We start from the raw sequence: 20,015 nt of genomic DNA on the forward strand, positions 1-20,015 counted from the left end.
CTAAAACAAACCAACGAACATGAAAATACGCGAAATTAATGCGATGAGAGGACCTAATTACTGGTCTGTAAGACGACATAAATTAATTGTAATGGTTCTCGATCTTGAAGAGATGGAAGACTTACCTTCAAATAAAATTGAAGGTTTTCCAGAGCGATTAAAAACGATGTTTCCTACAATGTATTCGCACCGCTGTTCTGAAGGTTGTGAAGGTGGTTTTTTTATGCGAGTTGATGACGGTACTTGGATGGGGCATATTATAGAGCATATTGCTTTAGAGATTCAAACCCTTGCAGGAATGGATACGGGCTTTGGAAGAACTAGAGGTTATGGAGAGCACGGTGTTTATAGTGTGGTGTTTTCATATATGGAAGAATCTGTAGGACGTTTTGCCGCTAAATCTGCTGTGAGAATATGTGAAGCCTTAATTGCTGGTGATGCTTATGATTTGTCTGACGATATTCAGGAAATGAGAGAATTGCGTGAAGCCGATCGTTTAGGACCTAGTACGGGTTCTATTGTAGAAGAAGCCGAAGCTCGGGGTATTCCTTGGATACGACTAAATAAATATTCATTGTGTCAGTTGGGTTATGGGGCGAATCAGAAACGGATTCAAGCTACCGTGACATCTGAAACAAGTAGTATTGGTGTAGAGTTGGCTTGCGATAAAGAAGATACTAAGTTTTTATTAGAACAAGCTGAGGTTGAAGTGCCCCGTGGAGATATTATTCGTCGTGAACGCAGTTTAGAAGAGGCCTGTAACTATGTTGGTTATCCTTTAGTAATTAAGCCTATTGATGGTAATCATGGTCGCGGTATTACTGTAGATATTCAAAATTATGACGATGCCTTAGCGGCGTTTCACCATGCAAAGGAAAGTTCAAAAAGTGGAGCCATTATCGTTGAAAAGTTTATTGTTGGTCAAGATTATAGATTATTAGTTATTAATAATAGGTTAGTCGCTGGAGCTATTAGAACTCCTGCGCATGTTATTGGAGATGGGACATCTACGGTTCAGGAATTAATAGATAAAGTGAATAGCGATCCTCGACGTGGATTTGGACATGAAAACGTATTGACGAAAATCACTACAAACGAGCTAACACTAACCATTATAAAAGATGCAGGTTATACGTTGGAATCTGTGATTGCAGAAGGTGAGCGTTTAATTTTAAAAGACACCGCTAACTTAAGTACAGGAGGAACCGCTGAAGATATTACAGATATTATACATCCTGCAAACGTAAGTATGGCAGAACGTATTTCTAAAATTATTGATTTAGATATTTGTGGTATCGATATTATGACCACTGATATTTCGCAGCCCTTATCCGAAACCGGAGGAGCTGTGTTAGAAGTTAATGCTGGTCCTGGATTTAGAATGCACTTAGCACCAACCTCTGGATTGCCAAGAAATGTAGCCGCTCCAGTAATTGATAAATTATTTCCAAATAAAGGAGACACAGGGCGTATTCCAATTATTGCCATTACCGGAACCAACGGAAAGACCACAACGTCTAGATTAATAGCGCATATTGCTAAAATGAATGGTTATCGTGTGGGGTATACTACTAGTGATGGTGTTTATATTCAGAATCGTTTATTGATGACGGGCGATTGTACTGGCCCTGCAAGTGCAGAATTTGTATTGAAAGATCCTACTGTGAATTTTGCGGTTTTAGAATGTGCACGTGGTGGTTTACTTAGAGCTGGTTTAGGCTTTAAAAAGTGTGATGTGGCTATTGTAACGAATGTGGCAGCAGATCATTTAGGCTTAAAAGGGATTCATACTATAGAACAATTAGCAAAAGTAAAAGGAGTTGTGCCAGAAACGGTTTTACCAGATGGCTATGCGATTTTAAATGCTGATGATGATTTAGTCTACGATATGCGACGCAGTTTGGATTGTAATGTAGCCTTATTTTCTATGGATGAAAACAATCCACATATTAAAGCATTACAACGCTTAAACGGTATTACAGCAGTTTATGAAAATGGCTATGTCACCATTTGTAGAGGCGAATGGAAAATGCGTCTCATGAAAGCAGAAAACATTCCGTTAACTTATGGTGGGAAAGCAAAATTTATGATTCAGAACGTGTTAGCAGCCGTTTTAGGGGCGCACGTGCAAGGTATTAGTATTGAAGATATGAAAGCTGGCTTGGAAACGTTTATTCCTTCGGCTTCGCAGACACCAGGACGTTTAAACTTATTTAAATTTAAGGATTTTTCTATTCTATTAGATTATGCTCATAATCCTGCAGGAATGAGAGCTTTGCAAGCGTTTACAAATGAACTAGAAGCCACCGTAAAAGTTGGCATCATTGCAGGTATTGGAGACAGACGTGTTGAAGATAACAACGAAATGGGAGCGATTGCCGCCGACATGTTTGATGAAATTATTATTAGACAAGATAAACGTTTAAGAGGTAAAACAGAGCAAGAATTAATTAAGATGCTCGATGATGGCATTAAGCAACGAGATCCAAATAAGAAAACGACTATAATTCCATCAGAAAAAGAAGCGATTAAATTTGCTGTTAGGAATGCGGTTAAAGGATCACTTATTATATTGTGTAGTGACGTGATACCTGATGCTTTAGAGTTGGTGAAGAAATTTAAAGAGCAAGAAGCGAATGGTGAATTAAATTATGCGGATTAATCCACTAATGATTATATAATGAAAAAAAGCCGAAACGTGAGTTTCGGCTTTTTTAATAAGGTTAATAGCGTTTTTATAATGGCTTAACAAAGCTTTATAGTCTTTACTCTAATTTGAAGACTTTTTCTGAAAGATTTGATACTGATGATTTCGTTATTCTTTTTACGATTCATTTTTAAAACTTTAGCTTTAATTTCTGGAGAAATAGCAGCTTCATTCGTTTCAGGCTTTTCCGTTTTAGTAGTTTCAACAATCGTAGTTTCGTTAGTTGTTTTTACATCTTGTTGTGCAAAACTTGTAAGAGACATTGTTAAAAATAATATGATGAATAAACCTTTTTTCATAATTGTAGGAAGCTATATTTGTTTTAACTTCGAGTCAAAGAAACGCAACATATTTAGTGTGATTGAAATTTTTAGATGAAATCGGTCGATAAACTGTTAATTGGAAACCGCTCGTAAAAATCACCGATGAAATGCATGATATGCGCTCATAGCCCTTTAGATACGTTGCGTTTTAAGTTAAACGATATGATTTGTTGGATAAAAAACACTTCCAGATGGAAAATATCGATGAAATGCACAAAATAAGCTTGAAGTACCCATAAATAGACAATTAATTATGAATGATTTTAGCAATAATCCCTATTATGAATTGTTTTCGAAACAACACATTAATCAGTATGCTGTAGGTAATCGGACTTATAAAGAACGAGTGAAACTTTTAAACAAGCTTCAACATGCAATAGAAGTGACTTATAGAACTGAAATCCAAGTTGCATTACAAAACGATTTGGGTAAACCAGTTGTAGAAACCGAGCTTACAGAAATCTATGCTATTATAGGAGATATAAAATATGCCAAAAAGTACCTGCATCAATGGATGCGGAAGCAACGCGTAGAAACACCAATAGCGATGTTAGGCTCTAGTTCTTATATAAAGCATGAACCTAAAGGAGTGTGTTTAATTATTTCGCCATGGAATTTTCCTTTCAATCTTACGTTTGGCCCTTTAATATCTGCAATTGCAGCAGGCAATACCGTTATTATAAAACTATCTGAAATGACGCCTAACTCATCAGCGTTAATGGCTAAGATTGTTGCGGCTCTGTTTTCTGAAGATGAAGTTGCAGTGCTTCAAGGTGAAGTTGAAGTCTCTACCCAATTATTAAAATTACCTTTTAACCATATCTTTTTTACAGGCTCTCCAAATGTGGGGAAGATTGTAATGAAAGCCGCATCGGAACATTTGGCATCTGTAACCTTAGAATTGGGTGGGAAATCACCAACTATAATCGATGAAACAGCTAACATAGATAAAGCCGCAAAGAAAATCATATGGGCTAAGTTTTTAAACTGTGGTCAAATTTGCGTGTCACCAGATTATGTGTTGATTGATGAAAGTGTAAAAACTCAGTTCATAGAGGCGTGTAAAAAGTGGCTTGATACGTTTTACAGCGATAATCCAAAAGCATCCGATTCTTATGGAAGGATAGTCACCGATAAACATTTTGAGCGCTTAAGTTCTTATCTCGAAAATGCAAAAACGCTACAAGCTAAATTTGAAGTCGATGGACAAACCGATAGTGCTTTAAAATATATAGGACCGACTATAATTTCCGATTTAAAATCAGAAGCTAAATTGCTCGAAGACGAAATTTTTGGACCAATTTTACCGATTGTTACTTATGATAGTTTGGATATGGCCATTGCGTACATTAATTCTAAACCACGACCATTAGCACTTTATATATATAGTAACAGTAAAGCCAATATGAATACGATTTTAAATAACACCAGGGCAGGAGGTACGTGTATTAATAATAGTGTATTGCATTATACCAACCATAATTTACCTTTTGGTGGGGTTAATAATAGTGGTGTTGGGAAAAGTCATGGGTTCTTTGGATTTAAGGCGTTTAGTAATGAACGCTCGGTAATGACACAACATACGTATGGTGTTACTGAGCTGTTGTTTCCTCCGTATACTGGGTTTAAGGAAAAGTTAGCAAGGTTAACTATTAAGTGGTTTTAGGATTTATTAAAATAATCCGATTGAATATGTTCATTTGTTCCATTGTGGAATTTGGTGATGCTAAATGATTTTTGAATAGAGTAGCATCCTGTTTCGCCTTTTTTATTCATAGCCACGTAGCCCACTTGAAAATCCCTAAAATTACTTTTCGGTTTGTTTGTAATTCTTTTAATCGCATCTTCACAGGCCTGTTGCGGTGATTTGCCTTGTCGCATTAATTCAACCACTAAAAAGCTACCAACCGTTTTAACAATTGCTTCTCCCAAACCTGTAGCAACACAACCACCTATGTCATTATCTATAAATAAGCCTGATCCAATAATTGCAGAGTCACCAACACGTCCACCAAGTTTATAGGCTAAACCACTTGTAGTGCAAGCTCCTGAGATATCACCATTATTATCCATGGCAAGCATGCCTATTGTATCGTGATTTTCTATGTTAATTATGGGTTTATATTTGGCTTCAATTTTCCATTTTTCCCAAGCTCTTTTTGAGGATTCCGTTAATAAGTCTTCGGATTTAAACCCTTTTGAAACAGCAAATTGTTTGGCGCCTTCGCCAGCGAGCATCACGTGTGGAGTGTCTTCCATTATTTTCCGAGCTACAGAAACGGCATGTGTAATATTTTGAAGATACATCACAGATCCACAATTGCCATATTTATCCATTATCGAAGCATCTAAAGTAACATTACCATCTCTGTCCGGTAGACCACCGTTGCCAACGGTTTGATTCTTTTTATTAGCTTCTTCGACCTTGCAACCGTGTTCAACCGCGTCTAGAGCATTTCCTCCCGTTTGGAGAATTTCCATTGCTTTTGCGGTTGCAGCTTTAACATGCCATGTAGCCACAACTAGTGGTCGTCTCATTGTGTCAACGATAGCATCTTCGTTTTGGTTTGCTGATTCTTTGGAGATTCCGTCATTACAACTTATTAAAGAACTTCCTATAGCTAAACCAACACCAGTTATAGACGCTGTTTTAATAAAATTTCTACGCTTCATACTTAATTTTTTTAGTATTTCTGTAATGCCAGTAAAGGATACGATTGTGGGAAACTATAACACAAATTAAAACCTATAAAAGGCATTTAGTTTAGGCTTGATTAAAAGAAATGCTGATTTTCAGACATCTAATATAGTAAAATGCGGACCAAGAGTGTTTTTATAAAATTCCCTTTGTAATATCGCTCTTATTGGCCTAAATTTAAAAACCAAATTTTTAATAAGTTTAAAGTCCTTAAATAAAAACCTTTAACACTTTAATAAGAGAAGTGGCTTGCCATATCTATTAATTTTGTAAATTCAAAAAGAACAAAATGATTCGCTGGATACTATTTGCTATTTTATTTATAATAATTACAGTTTATGGCTTTCAAGCTGTAAGAACTGTAACCAAACAGACTTGGGTCTATTATCTATTCTTTGCAATTGCCATTGTTGTGGTCGGTAATTTTATCTATCAGTTTGTGGCTGCTAGTGAAGGTCGGGTTTTAACACCATCTAAAAGTTTTGCCTTTGGTTTTTTATTGGCATTTATGGCCTTTAATTTAGTCTTAGTACCAGTTTTAATTGGAGAAGATATTATTAGAGGTGTCATTAGTTTGTATGATAAAGTAGTTACAAAGAATAATACATTTTACGTGCCATCACGTCGGAAATTTGTGAGTCAAGTCGCCTTAGGATTAGCTGCAATACCGATGTCTTCATTGCTTTATGGTATGTTTAAAGGTAAGTATAACTTTAGAGTCCTTAAATATACATTGCATTACGAAGATCTTCCAGAAGCCTTTGATGGGTATAAAATAACTCAAATTAGTGATATTCATTCGGGTAGTTTTGATAATCATGAGAAGGTTGAATATGCTGTAGATTTAATCAATGAGCAACAATCTGATGTATTATTATTTACAGGTGATATGGTGAATAATAAAGCTTCTGAAATGTTACCTTGGCTTGATACCTTCGGAAGATTGAAAGCTAAAGATGGTAAATTTTCTGTTTTAGGGAATCATGATTATGGAGATTATGTCGATTGGAATTCACCTGAAGAAAAAGCTCAAAACCTAGAGGATTTAAAAACGATACAAAAAGATATTGGTTTCGATTTATTGTTAAACGAAAGTCGCTATCTTGAAAAGAATGGACAGCGCATAGCATTAGTTGGTGTAGAGAATTGGGGAAAGGGAGGTTTTATAAAAGTAGGGGACTTAGGTAAAGCTGCATCTCAAATTCAGGCCGATGATTTTAAAATATTAATGACACACGATCCAAGTCATTGGGAGGCAAAAGTATTAAAAGATCCATATCATTACCATTTAACTTTGAGTGGGCACACACATGGTATGCAATTCGGAATTGAGATACCAGGTTGGATAAAATGGAGTCCCGCGAAATGGCGTTATAAGCAATGGGCAGGGATTTATACAGAGTTAGATCAGCACATTAATGTAAATAGAGGCTTTGGTTACTTAGGATATCCTGGTCGTGTTGGTATTTGGCCAGAAATCACAGTGATTGAACTCAAAAAAGGGTCGAAAAGTGCGTAATTGTAAAGAATTGCTTATTTTTATGATATGAGTACCTTATTTGTAGCAACTATGCATTAATTGTTTACAAGTTTGAAGTACTTATATATTTGACTAAAACTAAAATATATGTCAAAATTTGGGGAATTAATAGATGTTGAAATTCCAGTACTTCTGGATTTTTATACCGATAGGGAAGAGCAATCTATGGCTATGCATCCTATTCTTAGAGATGTCGCAGCTGCATTGGGTGATAAAGCTAAAGTGATTAAGATTGATGTTGAGAAAAATAAAGAACTCGCTGAAGCATTGCGTGTTAAAGGATTGCCAACCTTAATTATCTACAAGAATGGAGATATGAAATGGAGACATAGTGGGCAGCAAGATGTTAATACTCTGATTACTATTATTCAAGAATATATTTAGGTGAATCCTAATCTTTTAAAATAAGTGTAGACAAGTGTTGTTTATACTTTTAAATTTAAAACCTCTCTTATCGTAATATTCTAAGACTTTTGGGAGTACATGTTTTAAATGTTGTGAGGCTTTTACGCTATCATGAAACACAATAATACTTCCTTTCACAGCGGCAGAGGTTACGTTTTTAAGACAGGCTTCCTCGGTTACAGAATTATCCCAGTCGTAAGATAAAACATCCCACAATACAACTTTATAGCCTAATTCTTGAAGCTGCTTATTTTGTTTAGGTTTAATTTTGCCATATGGAGGCCGGAATAACGTTAAACCAGAATTGTTTTCGTAAGCATCTTGACTGTGCTTATGATATTCTTGAAATTTGGAATTTATAAGATGCTGGGTTTTTTCGACATCATCGATATAATCCTTAACGTTATGCTTCCAACCTTTTAAGTGGTTGTATGTATGATTGCCAATCGTATGCCCTTCAGATATAATAGACTGAAAGATATCGGGATGTTTCTCAATATTATTACCAATACAAAAAAAGGTAGCTTTTGCATTGTAATCATTTAATGTTGAAAGGACCCAATCTGTAATTTCAGGTGTTGGGCCATCATCAAACGTTAAATAAAGCTCCTTGTTTTTGGTATTGATATTCCAGATAAAATTTGGAAACACTATTTTTACAAAGTCTGGCGTTTTAGCTGGAATAATCTGCATACCCTAATTACTGCTCTGGTGCTATGAGATCTATGGTATCCTTAATAGCTTCATTAAAATCTATATCACTTGGAATTTCTGGTAGCTCATCTTGACTGTAACGATTCATAAGTTCATCGAACAAACTCAAATAGCTATTAAAGGTTTTTGTTTCTTGCAAGGCAAATTCTTTGTCATTATAGATGACTAAAATATCTATCAATGCTCTGTAGCGTTGGATGTCTAAATAAATGTCCTCACCCGCCATGCGATCTTGGTTTTCAATTGAAAGATTACTGTAGTAAACTAAGTTTTCTTGATATTTTTTAGCGACGTCTTTGTATAAAGCACGTCCTTTTTCAACATTTCCTATTTCATAATACGCACTAACGTATGGTTCTAATAATGAATAAAAACCAAATTTATCAACAGGCATTTTTTCCATAGCAATATCTGCTATTTCTTCAGCTTTATCTAACTCCTTATCATTGATAAGTTGCTCAATTAGGCGCGCTAAATTACCTCTATATGTAATACCATTTCTTCTGGTTTCAATATCGTAGTACATCTCTTCACCACTGCCTCCCCATTCCCAGTTCTTAACCATATCGTACATAAGCTCTGGATCTACACGTCCCATGTCATATGGATTAGCTCGATCTACGGCTGTTTTAATTGGTACGAGTTTATAGCACATACCATCAAGCTGTAAGTAATCTTTTAACCAAACATAATCTTCAGCACCAAAGGCACCGCCTGTAAAGTAAATAGGACGTTCCCAATTATTGTTAGCAATGATATCTAACATTAAAAGACGGTTTTTATAAATGTAACTACCTTCAATTTGAGTGTAGAGGTTGTCCTCTATTTTATTAGCATCCTTTTGCTTAACCACACCATTTTTTAGTACCATTTCCTTATTTACAGGAATACTGATACTACGTGTTGGGAAATAATTGGAATTCAATAAATGCTTTGGGTATTGGCTAGAATCTTCACCTTGTTTTTCTGTAACATACTTAAATTTTGTACTAGGCTTTTCACTAGAAACAAAATCCATAAAATCCTTAATAGGTAACGTGTCATTGGTGATTTCTCTTCTAATAATGACATCTCTTGTGCCTCCTCTATATTGGTTGTGTGTAAGCTGTGATGGAATGGGTTCACTATCATATGCTTTACGTTTCATTTGATCAATGTACCAATCCGTTTGAAATAAGCTTGTGTTAACGACACGTACATCTGTACGCACACCTTCTATTTCTTGCAAATACCACAGTGGGAAGGTATCGTTATCTCCAATGGTAAATAGAATAGCGTTTGGTGCGCAAGACTCTAAATATTTCCGAGCCATAGAGTTGGTGGTGTACTTACCAGAACGGTCATGATCGTCCCAATTGTTTGCTGCTAAAACTCCCGGAACGATAACAAGGCAAGCTAATGTTACAACCGGAGCCAAAAGTTTTGTTTTTATGCGCGACTGCAACAAATCGTAAATGGCATACACGCCAAAACCAATCCATATGGCAAAAACATAAAATGAGCCTACAACAGAATAATCACGTTCTCTAGGTTCAAAAGGTCTTACATTGGTGTAAAATTGAATGGCTAAACCCGTCAATAGGAAGAATACTAACAATACCCAAAAACGCTTTAAGTCAGAGTACATTAAGAAAAAGAAACCTGCTAGTCCTAATATTAAAGGTAAGAAGTAGTAAGTGTTTCTCGCTTTGTTTTCTAGCACATCTGTGGGTAAATTATCTTGAGATATACCTAAGTGAATGGTGTCTATAGGATTAATTCCAGATATCCAATTTCCGTTTTTATGCGTATACCGTCCTTGAATGTCATCTTGTCTCCCTGTAAAATTCCACATAAAATAACGCCAGTACATATAACCAAATTGGTATTGAAACATGTACATAATATTGTCCATGAAGGTTGGTTTTTCAATAATCAAATACTGTTGACCGTAACGTTTTAAAAATTGATTATAACCGTCATAATCTATTTCTCCATTAGCTACACGCATTCTAAAGTCGTTGATTAATTGGTCAAATTGTTGTTTTTCTCCCAGGGCATACTGTGCCGATTGTTCTTCTGTTAAACCAGCATTTAGGGCTTCATTGTAAGCACGTGTTTGTAAACTTGGATCAACTTTAAAGTCTATTAACCCAGTAAACATCATGTAGTTTTCAGCATGTTCTGAGCTCCACATACGTGGTAGTATAGAGGCATGTTCGTGATTGTAATTCTGCTTACTTTTCTCCCAATCGTTTATAATAACGTATTTCCCAAGCTCATCATCGCGTTCGTAATTCTTTTTATCATCAATAAATGGTTCATCCTTATCTGCTCCAGAATAGACTTCTGTAAAGAAAGGACCATAGAATAAATGTGTTTCAGGGTATTGTTCCAAGTTGTAATACGCCAAGAGCTCTCTCGCATCTGAAGGGTTGTTTTCATTAATCACAACCTGAGCATTTGCACGAATAGGAAGCATCATCCAAGATGAGAACCCTATAAAAATAAACATAAGGCATAGCACTAATGTGTTGGTGTGCTTCATGCCCTTTTTACGGGTGTAATTCAGGCCAAAATAAAACAAGGCAATAACCATTAAACCAGTAATAATAGTTCCTGAGTTAAATGGTAAACCGATAGTGTTTACAAAAAACACTTCTAAATATCCAAAAAGTTTTAAGGTTGAGGGCAATAGAAATTTAAATATAAAAAGTAGAATTGCGGCGGAGGCAATATTTGCAATAATGAAATTCTTAACCGTAATTGTTTTATAATTTTTAAAATAATAGAGTAGGCCAATTGCAGGAATCGTTAATAATCCCATAAAATGAACTCCAAAGGATAAACCAATAACAAAAGCTATGAGAACGAGCCAACGGTTGCCTCGCGGCTCATTCATATCTTGTTCCCAACGGAGTCCTAAATAAAATAAGACAGCCATTATTAATGTGGCCATGGCATACACTTCTGTTTCTACAGCATTAAACCAAAATGAATCGGTAAATGTAAATGCTAAACTACCAACTAAAGCACTTCCTAAAATAGCATAGGCTTTATTGGGGTTTTTATCTTCATTGTATTTAGTAAGTTTTACAAGCAGTAAAGTAATGGTCCAAAACATAAAAAGTATGGTAAATGCACTTGCAACACCACTCATCATGTTCATTATGGCTCCAATCTGCGAAGGTTCTAAAGCAAACATGGAGAAAAACGCACCAAACATTTGAAATAAAGGTGCTCCTGGTGGATGTCCTACTTGTAGTTTAGATGAGGTTAATATATACTCACCCGCATCCCAAAAACTAACTGTTGGTTCTATGGTAAGTGCATAAACGACGCATGCTACGGCAAAAACAACCCATCCTAATATGTTGTTCCACTTTTTAAAGTTAAAATCTGTCATGAAAACTTTGCTTATTAATGCTCGCGAATTTACTAATTATTAGCCAAACGTGCTCATTTTTAAGGTAACGTTAAGTATTTTTAAAAATTTTCCTGTTTTTTTTTGCAGAAGTAAAACTTTGTATTAAATTTGCACCCTCAAAATAAGAGATTGGCCTATGGTGTAACTGGCTAACACATCTGTTTTTGGTACAGAAGAGTCTAGGTTCGAAACCTAGTAGGCCAACCAAAGTTTAAATCCTAATTCGATTACGAGTTAGGATTTTTTTTATTTAAGACATTGTCTAATGCGCTGAGAAACCATGTTAAACGCAGTAGTTTTATGGAGTAGAACGATTGGAAAAGAGAAATCCTAATCAATACTGATTAGGATTTTTTCATGGTACTTCTAAAATTAAGACGTGTCTTTTAAAAAACTATTAGTCTTAACTTTGAGATTATAGAAATCTAGATTCTTTCCGAATTAGATTTTAAAAGTAATAACTGGTCGCTTGGCATGGTTTACTAAGTCCTCACTGATGCTTCCGTTAAAAAAATGTGCAATACCTTGTCTGCCATGAGTGCTAATGCCAATGAGATCTGCGTCTAAGTCTTTAGAGACATTTAAAATACCTTGTTCTACAGTATGATCATTGTGTATAATAATGGTGTAATTATCAAATGTTTGGCCAGATATAAAATCATTGATTCTCGATTTGGCCTCGTAAGACGTCATAAAGTTGCTAGAGGTTATAACGAGTAGTAAGTGTATTTTAGCCCCAAAAGCCTGTGCGAACTTCACGGCTTGCATGTAGGTTTCTTTATTATCATTTTTAAAGTCTGATGCAAATACAAAATCTGATACTTCAAAATTTTCATGTTCATTTTTTATCACTAATACGGGGACATCAGAAGAGCGTACTACTTTTTCTGCATTAGAGCCCACAAACATTTCCTTCATACCTGTAGCTCCGTGAGATCCCATAACTATTAGGTCGATGTTAAGTTCTTTACAAGAATCCTTAATTTCGTTAAAAGTGATATCAGCTTTTACAGTTTCGTGAACTGTTATGTTTTCTAAATAGTCTTGAGCCATGAGATTTTTAAATCTTTTTTGGGCTAACTTCATAAAAAATAAAGTTTCAGGAATATCACTTTGTGCTTGGCCAGGGTCCGTTTGCTGCATAGGAATCTCCATCATATGTAATAAATAGATCTCTGCGTTATGCGCTTTAGCAAGTATGGCGGCTACCTTTAATGCGTTTTCTGCTTGTTCGGAGAAATCAGTTGGAACGAGTATTCTATTCATGTTTATTGGTTTATGTTAGTCCTTCTAAATTTAAGGAAATAAATCCGTATTACATAGCTTGGGTGATTTAATATAAAATTCGTATATTTGCACCGTTATTTACTAAAAATGAATAAGCGAGAGGACGAAAAGTCCTCTCTTTTTATATCAACAAATGTTTAAGAAAATAGTAGAAGACTTATTAGAAAACGCATTAGAAGAAAGACAAGATCTGTTCTTAATAGATTTTACTTTGTCTGGAGATAATGCGGTTAAAGTAGTAATAGACGGTGATAATGGTGTGTTAGTAGAAGACTGTATGTTTATAAGTCGAGCTATTGAAAACAACATAGATAGAGAAGAATATGATTTTTCTTTAGAAGTTTTATCTTCTGGTGCAGCATCTCCATTAACTTTGCCTAGACAGTATAATAAGCATATAGGTAGAAATTTAGAGGTAAAAACCTTAGATCATCAAGATTTAGAAGGAGAGCTTACAGAAGTAAGCGAAGATGGAGTGGTTTTAAGCTGGAAAGCTAGAGAGCCAAAACCAGTAGGGAAAGGAAAAGTAACAGTCGCTAAAACAGCAGCTATTGCTTTCGATAATATTAAAGAAGCGAAAGTTAAAATAAAATTTTAATTCATATCAATATATGGAAAATATAGCGTTAATTGAGTCATTTTCAGAATTTAAAGACGACAAATTAATAGATAGAGTTACGCTAATGGCAATTCTTGAGGATGTATTACGTAATGCATTGAAGAAGAAGTATGGTGATGACGACAACTTTGATATCATTATAAACCCAGATAAAGGTGATTTAGAAATTTGGAGAAACCGTATCGTCGTTGCTGATGGTGAGGTAGAAGAGCCAAATCAAGAAATTGAATTATCAGAAGCTCAGAAAATTGAGCCTGATTTTGAAGTTGGTGAAGATGTTGCTGAAGAAGTGAAATTAATTGACCTTGGAAGACGTTCAATTTTAGCTTTGAGACAAAATTTAATTTCTAAAATTCACGAACACGATAATACAAACATTTACAAGCACTTTAAAGAGCTTGAAGGTGAGATTTATACAGCAGAAGTTCATCATATTCGTCATAGAGCAATCATTTTGTTAGATGATGATGGTAATGAAATTATACTTCCAAAAGACAAGCAAATTCCTTCGGATTTCTTCAGAAAAGGAGAAAATGTGAGAGGGATTATTGAAAGTGTTGAATTAAAAGGAAGTAAGCCAGCAATTGTAATGTCTAGAACCTCTCCTGTATTTCTTGAGAAATTATTTGAGCAAGAAATACCAGAAGTTTTTGATGGCTTAATTACAGTTAAAAAGGTGGTGCGTATTCCTGGTGAAAAAGCGAAGGTTGCAGTAGATTCTTATGATGATAGAATTGACCCAGTTGGTGCTTGTGTTGGTATGAAAGGTTCAAGAATTCACGGTATTGTGCGTGAGTTAGGGAATGAAAACATTGACGTTATTAATTACACTAACAATATTCAACTTTTTGTAACAAGAGCATTAAGCCCGGCAAGAGTAACATCTTTGAAATTAGATGAAGAAAATATGCGAGCTGAAGTGTTATTGAAACCAGAAGAAGTTTCAAAAGCTATTGGTAGAGGTGGTCACAACATTCGTTTGGCTGGTCAGTTAACAGGTTACGAAATAGACGTGTTTAGAGAAGGAGCAGAAGAAGATGTTGAATTAAAAGAATTCTCAGACGAAATAGAAGGTTGGGTAATTTCAGAATTTAGCAAAGCTGGTTTAGATACTGCAAAGAGTATTTTAGAACAGGATATTGTTGATTTAGTGAAGCGTACAGATTTAGAAGAAGAAACAATCTTAGATGTCATTAGAATTCTAAGAGAGGAATTTGAAGAATAATATCCATTTATTTTCAAAATGAATTTTGTAATTCATTTTGAAGTTGAATTGGTATAACATATATTTAAGTATTTTACAGGCAATTTATGGCTCAAACAACAAGATTAAATAAAGTATTAAGGGAATTGAATATCTCAATAGACCGTGCTGTGGATTTTTTAGAATCCAAAGGTGTGGAAATTGAAAAAAGTCCCAATACTAAAATTTCAGCAGAGGTTTACAAAACGCTTTCAGATGAATTTCAGACAGATGCATCTAAGCGTGAAAAAGCTCAAGAAGTAAGTGAAGCAAAACTCAAAGAGAAAGAGGAGCTTCGCGAACAAAGAGAACGCGAAATTGAAGAGAAGCAAAAGCAAAAAGCAGAAAGAGAATCTGTGGTTAAGGCTAAAGCTGAGTTAAGTGGCCCAAAACAAGTCGGTAAAATTGACTTAGATAAGAAGCCAAAAACTGAAAAAGAGGAGGAGCCTAAAGCTGCAGAGATTAAGGAAACTCCTAAAGCAGAACAACCTGAGGTAAAGTCTGAAACACCTAAGGAAGAACCAAAAGCTGCTGAGAAACCTAAAGAGGTAGAAAAGCCTAAAGAAGTGGAGAAACCTAAAGCGACTGAAAAAGTTGAAAAGGTGGAAACAGTTGAGAAGGTCCAAAGGGTACCAGAGGTTAGTAAAATTGAAAGAGAGGTCGAAGCTAATAAGCCAAAACCGAAAGTGGATCTTAAAAAAGAGGAAGCTGCTAAAGCTTCAACTGAACCAGTAGAAGAAACACTTAAGACTCAATATAAAAAATTAACAGGGCCAACTACAACAGGTAAAAAAATTGATTTATCTCAATTTAATAAACCTAAGAAGAAAAAAGTAGAAACGGCTAAACCTGGTGATGCTAATAAACGTAAAAGACGTAGAATTAGTAAAACGGGCAGTGATACATCTAGCAAACCAAACTTCGATAATAAAAGAGGTAGTGGACCAAGAGGTCGCGGAGGTAATGCTGCAAGACCAAAAGTGGTTAAGGAAGAGCCGAGTGAAGAAGATGTTCAAAAACAAATCCGTGAAACTTTAGAAAAGCTTCAAGGAAAGTCTAATAAAGGTAAAGGAGCTAAATATCGTAGAGATAAGAGAGATCAACACCGCCAACAATCGGAAATAGACCAAGAAATTGCAGCAGCAGAAAGTAAAACTATTAAGGTTACTGAATTTGTTACTGTAAGTGAAATGGCTACGATGATGGAAGTTGGAGTAACACAAGTTATTTCAGCATGTATGTCTTTAGGTATGATGGTTACCATGAACCAAAGATTAGATGCAGAAACATTAACTATCGTTGCCGAAGAGTTTGGTTTTGATGTCGAATTTATCAAAGCAGATATAGAAGAATCAATTGTAGTTGTTGAAGACGATCCAAAAGATTTAGTTGAAAGAGCACCAATTGTTACCGTCATGGGTCACGTTGATCATGGTAAAACTTCATTATTAGATTATATACGTAAAGAAAATGTAATCGCTGGTGAATCTGGAGGTATAACGCAGCACATTGGTGCTTATGGAGTACAGTTAGAAAATGGTCAGAAAATAGCGTTTTTAGATACACCAGGTCACGAAGCCTTTACAGCGATGCGTGCTCGTGGTGCACAAGTAACAGATATTGCTATTATAGTAGTTGCAGCGGATGATGCTATAATGCCTCAAACGAAAGAAGCGATTTCTCATGCACAAGCTGCAGGAGTGCCAATCGTTTTTGCGATAAACAAAATTGATAAGCCAGATGCAAATCCTGAAAAGGTAAAAGAGCAATTGGCACAAATGAACTTGTTAGTAGAAGATTGGGGTGGAAAAATTCAATCTCATGATATCTCTGCTAAACAAGGAACAGGTGTTAAGGATTTACTTGAAAAAGTATTGCTTGAAGCCGAACTTTTAGAATTAAAAGCGAATCCTAATAAAGCCGCAAGCGGAACTGTTGTTGAAGCGTATTTAGATAAAGGTAGAGGTTATGTGTCAACTATTTTAGTACAAGCAGGTACATTAAAAGTTGGTGATTATGTTTTAGCTGGTAAGAATAGTGGTAAGGTAAAAGCCATGCAAGATGAGCGTGGACATGATGTTAAAGAAGCTGGTCCTGCAACTCCTGTATCTATTCTAGGTTTAGATGGAGCACCACAGGCGGGGGACAAGTTTAATGTTTTCTCTGATGAGCGTGAAGCGAAACAAATAGCAACGAAACGTGCACAGTTACAACGTGAACAATCCGTTAGAACACAACGTCATATTACACTTGATGAAATTGGTAGACGTATTGCCCTTGGTGATTTCCAAGAATTGAATATTATCCTTAAAGGTGATGTGGATGGTTCTGTTGAAGCATTAACAGATTCTTTCCAGAAATTATCTACTGAAGAAATTCAAGTTAATATTATACATAAAGGTGTGGGTGCTATTACAGAAAGTGATGTATTGTTAGCAACAGCCTCAGACGCTATTATTGTTGGATTTAATGTACGTCCTGTTGGAAATGCAAGAATGATTGCAGATAAGGAAGAGATTGATATCAGAACCTACTCAATTATCTATGCAGCCATTAATGATCTTAAAGACGCTATGGAAGGTATGTTGTCTCCAGAAGTTAAAGAAGAGGTTACAGGTACAGCTGAAATTAGAGAAATATTTAAAGTATCTAAAATTGGAAACATTGCAGGTTGTATGGTAATGAACGGTAAAATCTTTAGAAATTCTGGAATCAGAATTATTAGAGATGGTGTGGTTGTTCATACAGGTACATTAGAAGCTCTAAGACGTTTCAAAGATGACGTTAGAGAAGTTTCTAAAGGTTATGACTGTGGTATGCAAATTAAAGGCTATAACGACATTACAGAAGGTGATGTTATTGAAGCCTTCCAAGAAGTAGAAGTTAAGAAAAAATTGAAGTAATATATATTCAATTTATAGAAACAAAAAAACCGACAATTAATTGTCGGTTTTTTTATGCGGTTAAGTGAAATGCTATTAATCCGTTTTAGGCTGAAAAATAATAGCGTTCATATATTCCTTTTTAATTTTTGCCCAAGCACGATCGGCTTCTAAACGATTAACAAAGTTGCCTACCCAAACTTTATAATTTGGAGTGTTCCAAACTATTTCTGCTGGCCACTCATCAAATAGATTTAAAAAGTTTTGTTTCTCACGTTGCGCCATATCGATATCCACATTTTGGTACACTTGAATTCTAAATACTTTTGATGTTTTAATATCCTTTTTGTATTCTAACAATTTATCAATGTCACTATCTTGGCTAACTTTAACCACTCCTTCTTGTGCAGGTAGGGCAACGGTTAGGCTAAAACCTAAAATTAAAAGTGCAAAAGTTTTATTTTTCAATTTCATAAGTTAAATTTATTAGGCAAAGGTAGAATTTTCAAGTCAATCAATGCAAATTTTTTTATTGTCATTTCAATTGTAATCAATTGCGATTCAAGCTGTCGATAATTACGGAACGAATATTCACACATAAAATTTTAAAATGCTTTATTTAGAATTAGTATAAATTATCTATTAACACTTCTCTAAGATTTTCAAAATCGACTTTAAATGTTACTTTTGCCTGAGTTTTTTACAAACATCTTTTTTCACTTTTTTAATGAAAAAACCGTACCAAAGTTTAGAAGATAATCCAACTTATAATATGAAACAGGTGATTTACTGTAGTTTAACCTCGAAGATTTTTAGTCTTTGTCTTGTTCTATTGCTTTCTTTTTCAACCTCCCTTATAGCTCAAGAAGGTGATCCAGTGAATGGGAAATCGCTCTTTAATTCTAATTGTGCCGCGTGTCATAAGTTAGATAAGCCAATGACTGGTCCGGCTTTACGTAATGTAGAGGCTAGATTAGCAGATGAGCAAGGTTTAGATCGCACATGGATTAATGCATGGATTAGAAATAGTTCGTCATTAATTAAAAGTGGTGATGCATACGCTGTAAAGATTTACAACGAATACAATCAAACAGCAATGACTGCTTTTCCTCAGTTAAGCGATCAGGATATTTCTGATATGTTAGCTTACACGGCGGCGCCGGCTCCTGAGCCTGTGGTTGCGCCTGTAGCTGAAGGTGGTCCTGTGCAAGAAGGCGGTGTGTCAAATGATTTAATTCTTGGGGCGTTAGCTTTATTATTTGCATTATTAGCAATAGCCTTAGTATTAGTGAATCGTACTTTAAACCGTTTTGCAGAGGCTAAAGATATTAAGGTTGTAACTGAGCAAGAAAAAAGAACGCCTTTATGGAAAGCTTTTGTTCAAAATCAATTTTTAGTATTGGTAACGGCTATTATCTTTTTATTAGCTAGTGGTTATTTTGTTTATGGTTATTTTATGCAGGTAGGTGTAGATCAAGGTTACGAGCCTGTTCAGCCTATTCATTATTCACATAGAATTCATGCTGGTGATAATGGTATCGATTGTAAGTACTGTCACTCTTCTGCTAGAGTGAGTAAAACTTCTGGTATTCCATCATTAAATGTGTGTATGAATTGTCATAAGTCAATTTCGGAAGTCGCACCAGAAACATTAGCTGAAGGCACTGACTATGGTGTTGATTATAATGCTGAAATCCAAAAGTTATATGATGCTGTGGGATGGGATGGTACAGGTTACACCGGAGATTCTAAACCAGTAAAATGGATACGTATTCATAATTTGCCAGACTTTGCTTATTTCAATCACTCACAGCACGTAGAGGTTGGTGGTATTGAATGTCAGACATGTCATGGTCCTGTTGAGGAAATGGAGATTATGTATCAGCACTCTCCTTTAACTATGGGGTGGTGTATTAACTGTCACAGAGAAACAAATGTAAAAGTTAAGGATAACGATTATTATACTAAAATTCACGAAGAACTATCTAAGAAGTATGGTGTAGAAGAGTTAACTGTTGCACAAATGGGTGGTTTAGAATGTGGTAAATGTCATTACTAAAATGCCTTTAGTATAATTTTTGAGGAATTAGAAATTATAGTAAAGAGAAAGAAAATAAAATTTAAAGAGTTAAATATTTAGATGGAATTGATTAAAGTTTTTCAAAGCTTAAATCTTAAATTCGTAAATCGA

At 35.2% G+C, this 20,015-nt stretch carries 14 protein-coding genes and 1 tRNA gene; 9 read left to right on the forward strand and 6 right to left on the reverse strand.

Going from position 1 to position 20,015, the window contains the following annotated elements; genetic code table 11:
* The first annotated feature begins 19 nt into the window (after window positions 1-19).
* Window positions 20-2,662, forward strand: coding sequence for a cyanophycin synthetase (gene cphA / locus HM986_RS06950; protein ID WP_179334309.1), 2,643 nt, complete (start codon window positions 20-22; stop codon window positions 2,660-2,662).
* Window positions 2,663-2,745: 83 nt separating this feature from the next.
* Here cphA and HM986_RS06955 read toward each other — a convergent pair whose 3' ends face one another.
* Window positions 2,746-3,006, reverse strand: coding sequence for a hypothetical protein (locus tag HM986_RS06955; protein WP_115810461.1), 261 nt, complete (start codon window positions 3,004-3,006; stop codon window positions 2,746-2,748).
* A 277-nt stretch (window positions 3,007-3,283) separates the two neighbouring features.
* Between HM986_RS06955 and HM986_RS06960 the strand changes: the two genes are divergently transcribed.
* The gene (locus tag HM986_RS06960) at window positions 3,284-4,696 is read left to right on the forward strand and encodes an aldehyde dehydrogenase family protein (RefSeq protein ID WP_179334310.1); all 1,413 of its coding nucleotides are present in this window, start codon (window positions 3,284-3,286) and stop codon (window positions 4,694-4,696) included.
* Here the strand turns inward: HM986_RS06960 and HM986_RS06965 are convergent.
* Window positions 4,693-5,703, reverse strand: coding sequence for a N(4)-(beta-N-acetylglucosaminyl)-L-asparaginase (locus HM986_RS06965; RefSeq protein ID WP_179334311.1), 1,011 nt, complete (start codon window positions 5,701-5,703; stop codon window positions 4,693-4,695). The genes HM986_RS06960 and HM986_RS06965 overlap by 4 nt on opposite strands.
* Window positions 5,704-6,017: 314 nt before the next feature.
* Between HM986_RS06965 and HM986_RS06970 the strand changes: the two genes are divergently transcribed.
* The gene (locus HM986_RS06970) at window positions 6,018-7,247 is read left to right on the forward strand and encodes a metallophosphoesterase (RefSeq protein ID WP_179334312.1); all 1,230 of its coding nucleotides are present in this window, start codon (window positions 6,018-6,020) and stop codon (window positions 7,245-7,247) included.
* A 108-nt stretch (window positions 7,248-7,355) separates the two neighbouring features.
* Window positions 7,356-7,652: a thioredoxin family protein gene (locus HM986_RS06975; protein ID WP_179334313.1), complete on the forward strand. Its 297-nt coding sequence runs from the start codon at window positions 7,356-7,358 to the stop codon at window positions 7,650-7,652.
* Window positions 7,653-7,667: 15 nt separating this feature from the next.
* On the opposite strand, the gene HM986_RS06980 is transcribed toward HM986_RS06975, so the two are convergent.
* Window positions 7,668-8,366 carry a polysaccharide deacetylase family protein gene (locus HM986_RS06980; protein WP_179334314.1) on the reverse strand — a complete coding sequence of 233 codons (699 nt, stop codon included), beginning with the start codon at window positions 8,364-8,366 and terminating at the stop codon, window positions 7,668-7,670.
* A 7-nt stretch (window positions 8,367-8,373) separates the two neighbouring features.
* Window positions 8,374-11,772 (reverse strand): glycosyltransferase family 117 protein, encoded by a 3,399-nt coding sequence (locus HM986_RS06985; RefSeq protein WP_179334315.1) that lies wholly within the window; start codon window positions 11,770-11,772, stop codon window positions 8,374-8,376.
* Between the two features lie 151 nt (window positions 11,773-11,923).
* On the opposite strand from HM986_RS06985, the gene HM986_RS06990 reads away from it, so the two are divergent.
* A tRNA-Gln gene (locus HM986_RS06990) sits at window positions 11,924-12,000 on the forward strand.
* Window positions 12,001-12,234: 234 nt separating this feature from the next.
* On the opposite strand, the gene HM986_RS06995 is transcribed toward HM986_RS06990, so the two are convergent.
* Window positions 12,235-13,059, reverse strand: a complete 825-nt coding sequence (locus HM986_RS06995) for a universal stress protein (protein ID WP_179334316.1) — start codon at window positions 13,057-13,059, stop codon at window positions 12,235-12,237.
* A 154-nt stretch (window positions 13,060-13,213) separates the two neighbouring features.
* On the opposite strand from HM986_RS06995, the gene rimP reads away from it, so the two are divergent.
* The 3 genes from rimP to infB all read left to right on the forward strand — a co-directional run bounded on the left by rimP (window position 13,214) and on the right by infB (window position 17,845).
* Window positions 13,214-13,678 (forward strand): ribosome assembly cofactor RimP, encoded by a 465-nt coding sequence (gene rimP, locus HM986_RS07000; protein WP_179334317.1) that lies wholly within the window; start codon window positions 13,214-13,216, stop codon window positions 13,676-13,678.
* Between the two features lie 13 nt (window positions 13,679-13,691).
* Window positions 13,692-14,924: a transcription termination factor NusA gene (gene nusA / locus HM986_RS07005; RefSeq protein WP_115810445.1), complete on the forward strand. Its 1,233-nt coding sequence runs from the start codon at window positions 13,692-13,694 to the stop codon at window positions 14,922-14,924.
* A gap of 86 nt (window positions 14,925-15,010) precedes the next feature.
* Window positions 15,011-17,845 carry a translation initiation factor IF-2 gene (gene infB, locus HM986_RS07010; protein WP_179334318.1) on the forward strand — a complete coding sequence of 945 codons (2,835 nt, stop codon included), beginning with the start codon at window positions 15,011-15,013 and terminating at the stop codon, window positions 17,843-17,845.
* Window positions 17,846-17,920: 75 nt separating this feature from the next.
* On the opposite strand, the gene HM986_RS07015 is transcribed toward infB, so the two are convergent.
* Entirely contained in the window at window positions 17,921-18,298 is a 378-nt protein-coding gene (locus HM986_RS07015; RefSeq protein WP_179334319.1) for an SPOR domain-containing protein, read from the reverse strand.
* A gap of 298 nt (window positions 18,299-18,596) precedes the next feature.
* On the opposite strand from HM986_RS07015, the gene HM986_RS07020 reads away from it, so the two are divergent.
* Window positions 18,597-19,883, forward strand: coding sequence for a c-type cytochrome (locus tag HM986_RS07020; RefSeq protein ID WP_179334418.1), 1,287 nt, complete (start codon window positions 18,597-18,599; stop codon window positions 19,881-19,883).
* The last annotated feature ends 132 nt before the right edge of the window (window positions 19,884-20,015 follow it).

Origin of the sequence: Winogradskyella costae, from assembly GCF_013403865.1 — a bacterium.
Lineage (GTDB): Bacteria > Bacteroidota > Bacteroidia > Flavobacteriales > Flavobacteriaceae > Winogradskyella > Winogradskyella costae.

Bases quoted from the DNA above. Each gene is read 5' to 3' on its own strand.
- cphA (WP_179334309.1), top strand. From the start codon at position 20: ATGAAAATACGCGAAATTAATGCGATGAGAGGACCTAATTACTGGTCT.
- HM986_RS06955 (WP_115810461.1), bottom strand. From the start codon at position 3,006: ATGAAAAAAGGTTTATTCATCATATTATTTTTAACAATGTCTCTTACA.
- HM986_RS06960 (WP_179334310.1), top strand. From the start codon at position 3,284: ATGAATGATTTTAGCAATAATCCCTATTATGAATTGTTTTCGAAACAA.
- HM986_RS06965 (WP_179334311.1), bottom strand. From the start codon at position 5,703: ATGAAGCGTAGAAATTTTATTAAAACAGCGTCTATAACTGGTGTTGGT.
- HM986_RS06970 (WP_179334312.1), top strand. From the start codon at position 6,018: ATGATTCGCTGGATACTATTTGCTATTTTATTTATAATAATTACAGTT.
- HM986_RS06975 (WP_179334313.1), top strand. From the start codon at position 7,356: ATGTCAAAATTTGGGGAATTAATAGATGTTGAAATTCCAGTACTTCTG.
- HM986_RS06980 (WP_179334314.1), bottom strand. From the start codon at position 8,366: ATGCAGATTATTCCAGCTAAAACGCCAGACTTTGTAAAAATAGTGTTT.
- HM986_RS06985 (WP_179334315.1), bottom strand. From the start codon at position 11,772: ATGACAGATTTTAACTTTAAAAAGTGGAACAACATATTAGGATGGGTT.
- HM986_RS06995 (WP_179334316.1), bottom strand. From the start codon at position 13,059: ATGAATAGAATACTCGTTCCAACTGATTTCTCCGAACAAGCAGAAAAC.
- rimP (WP_179334317.1), top strand. From the start codon at position 13,214: ATGTTTAAGAAAATAGTAGAAGACTTATTAGAAAACGCATTAGAAGAA.
- nusA (WP_115810445.1), top strand. From the start codon at position 13,692: ATGGAAAATATAGCGTTAATTGAGTCATTTTCAGAATTTAAAGACGAC.
- infB (WP_179334318.1), top strand. From the start codon at position 15,011: ATGGCTCAAACAACAAGATTAAATAAAGTATTAAGGGAATTGAATATC.
- HM986_RS07015 (WP_179334319.1), bottom strand. From the start codon at position 18,298: ATGAAATTGAAAAATAAAACTTTTGCACTTTTAATTTTAGGTTTTAGC.
- HM986_RS07020 (WP_179334418.1), top strand. From the start codon at position 18,597: ATGAAACAGGTGATTTACTGTAGTTTAACCTCGAAGATTTTTAGTCTT.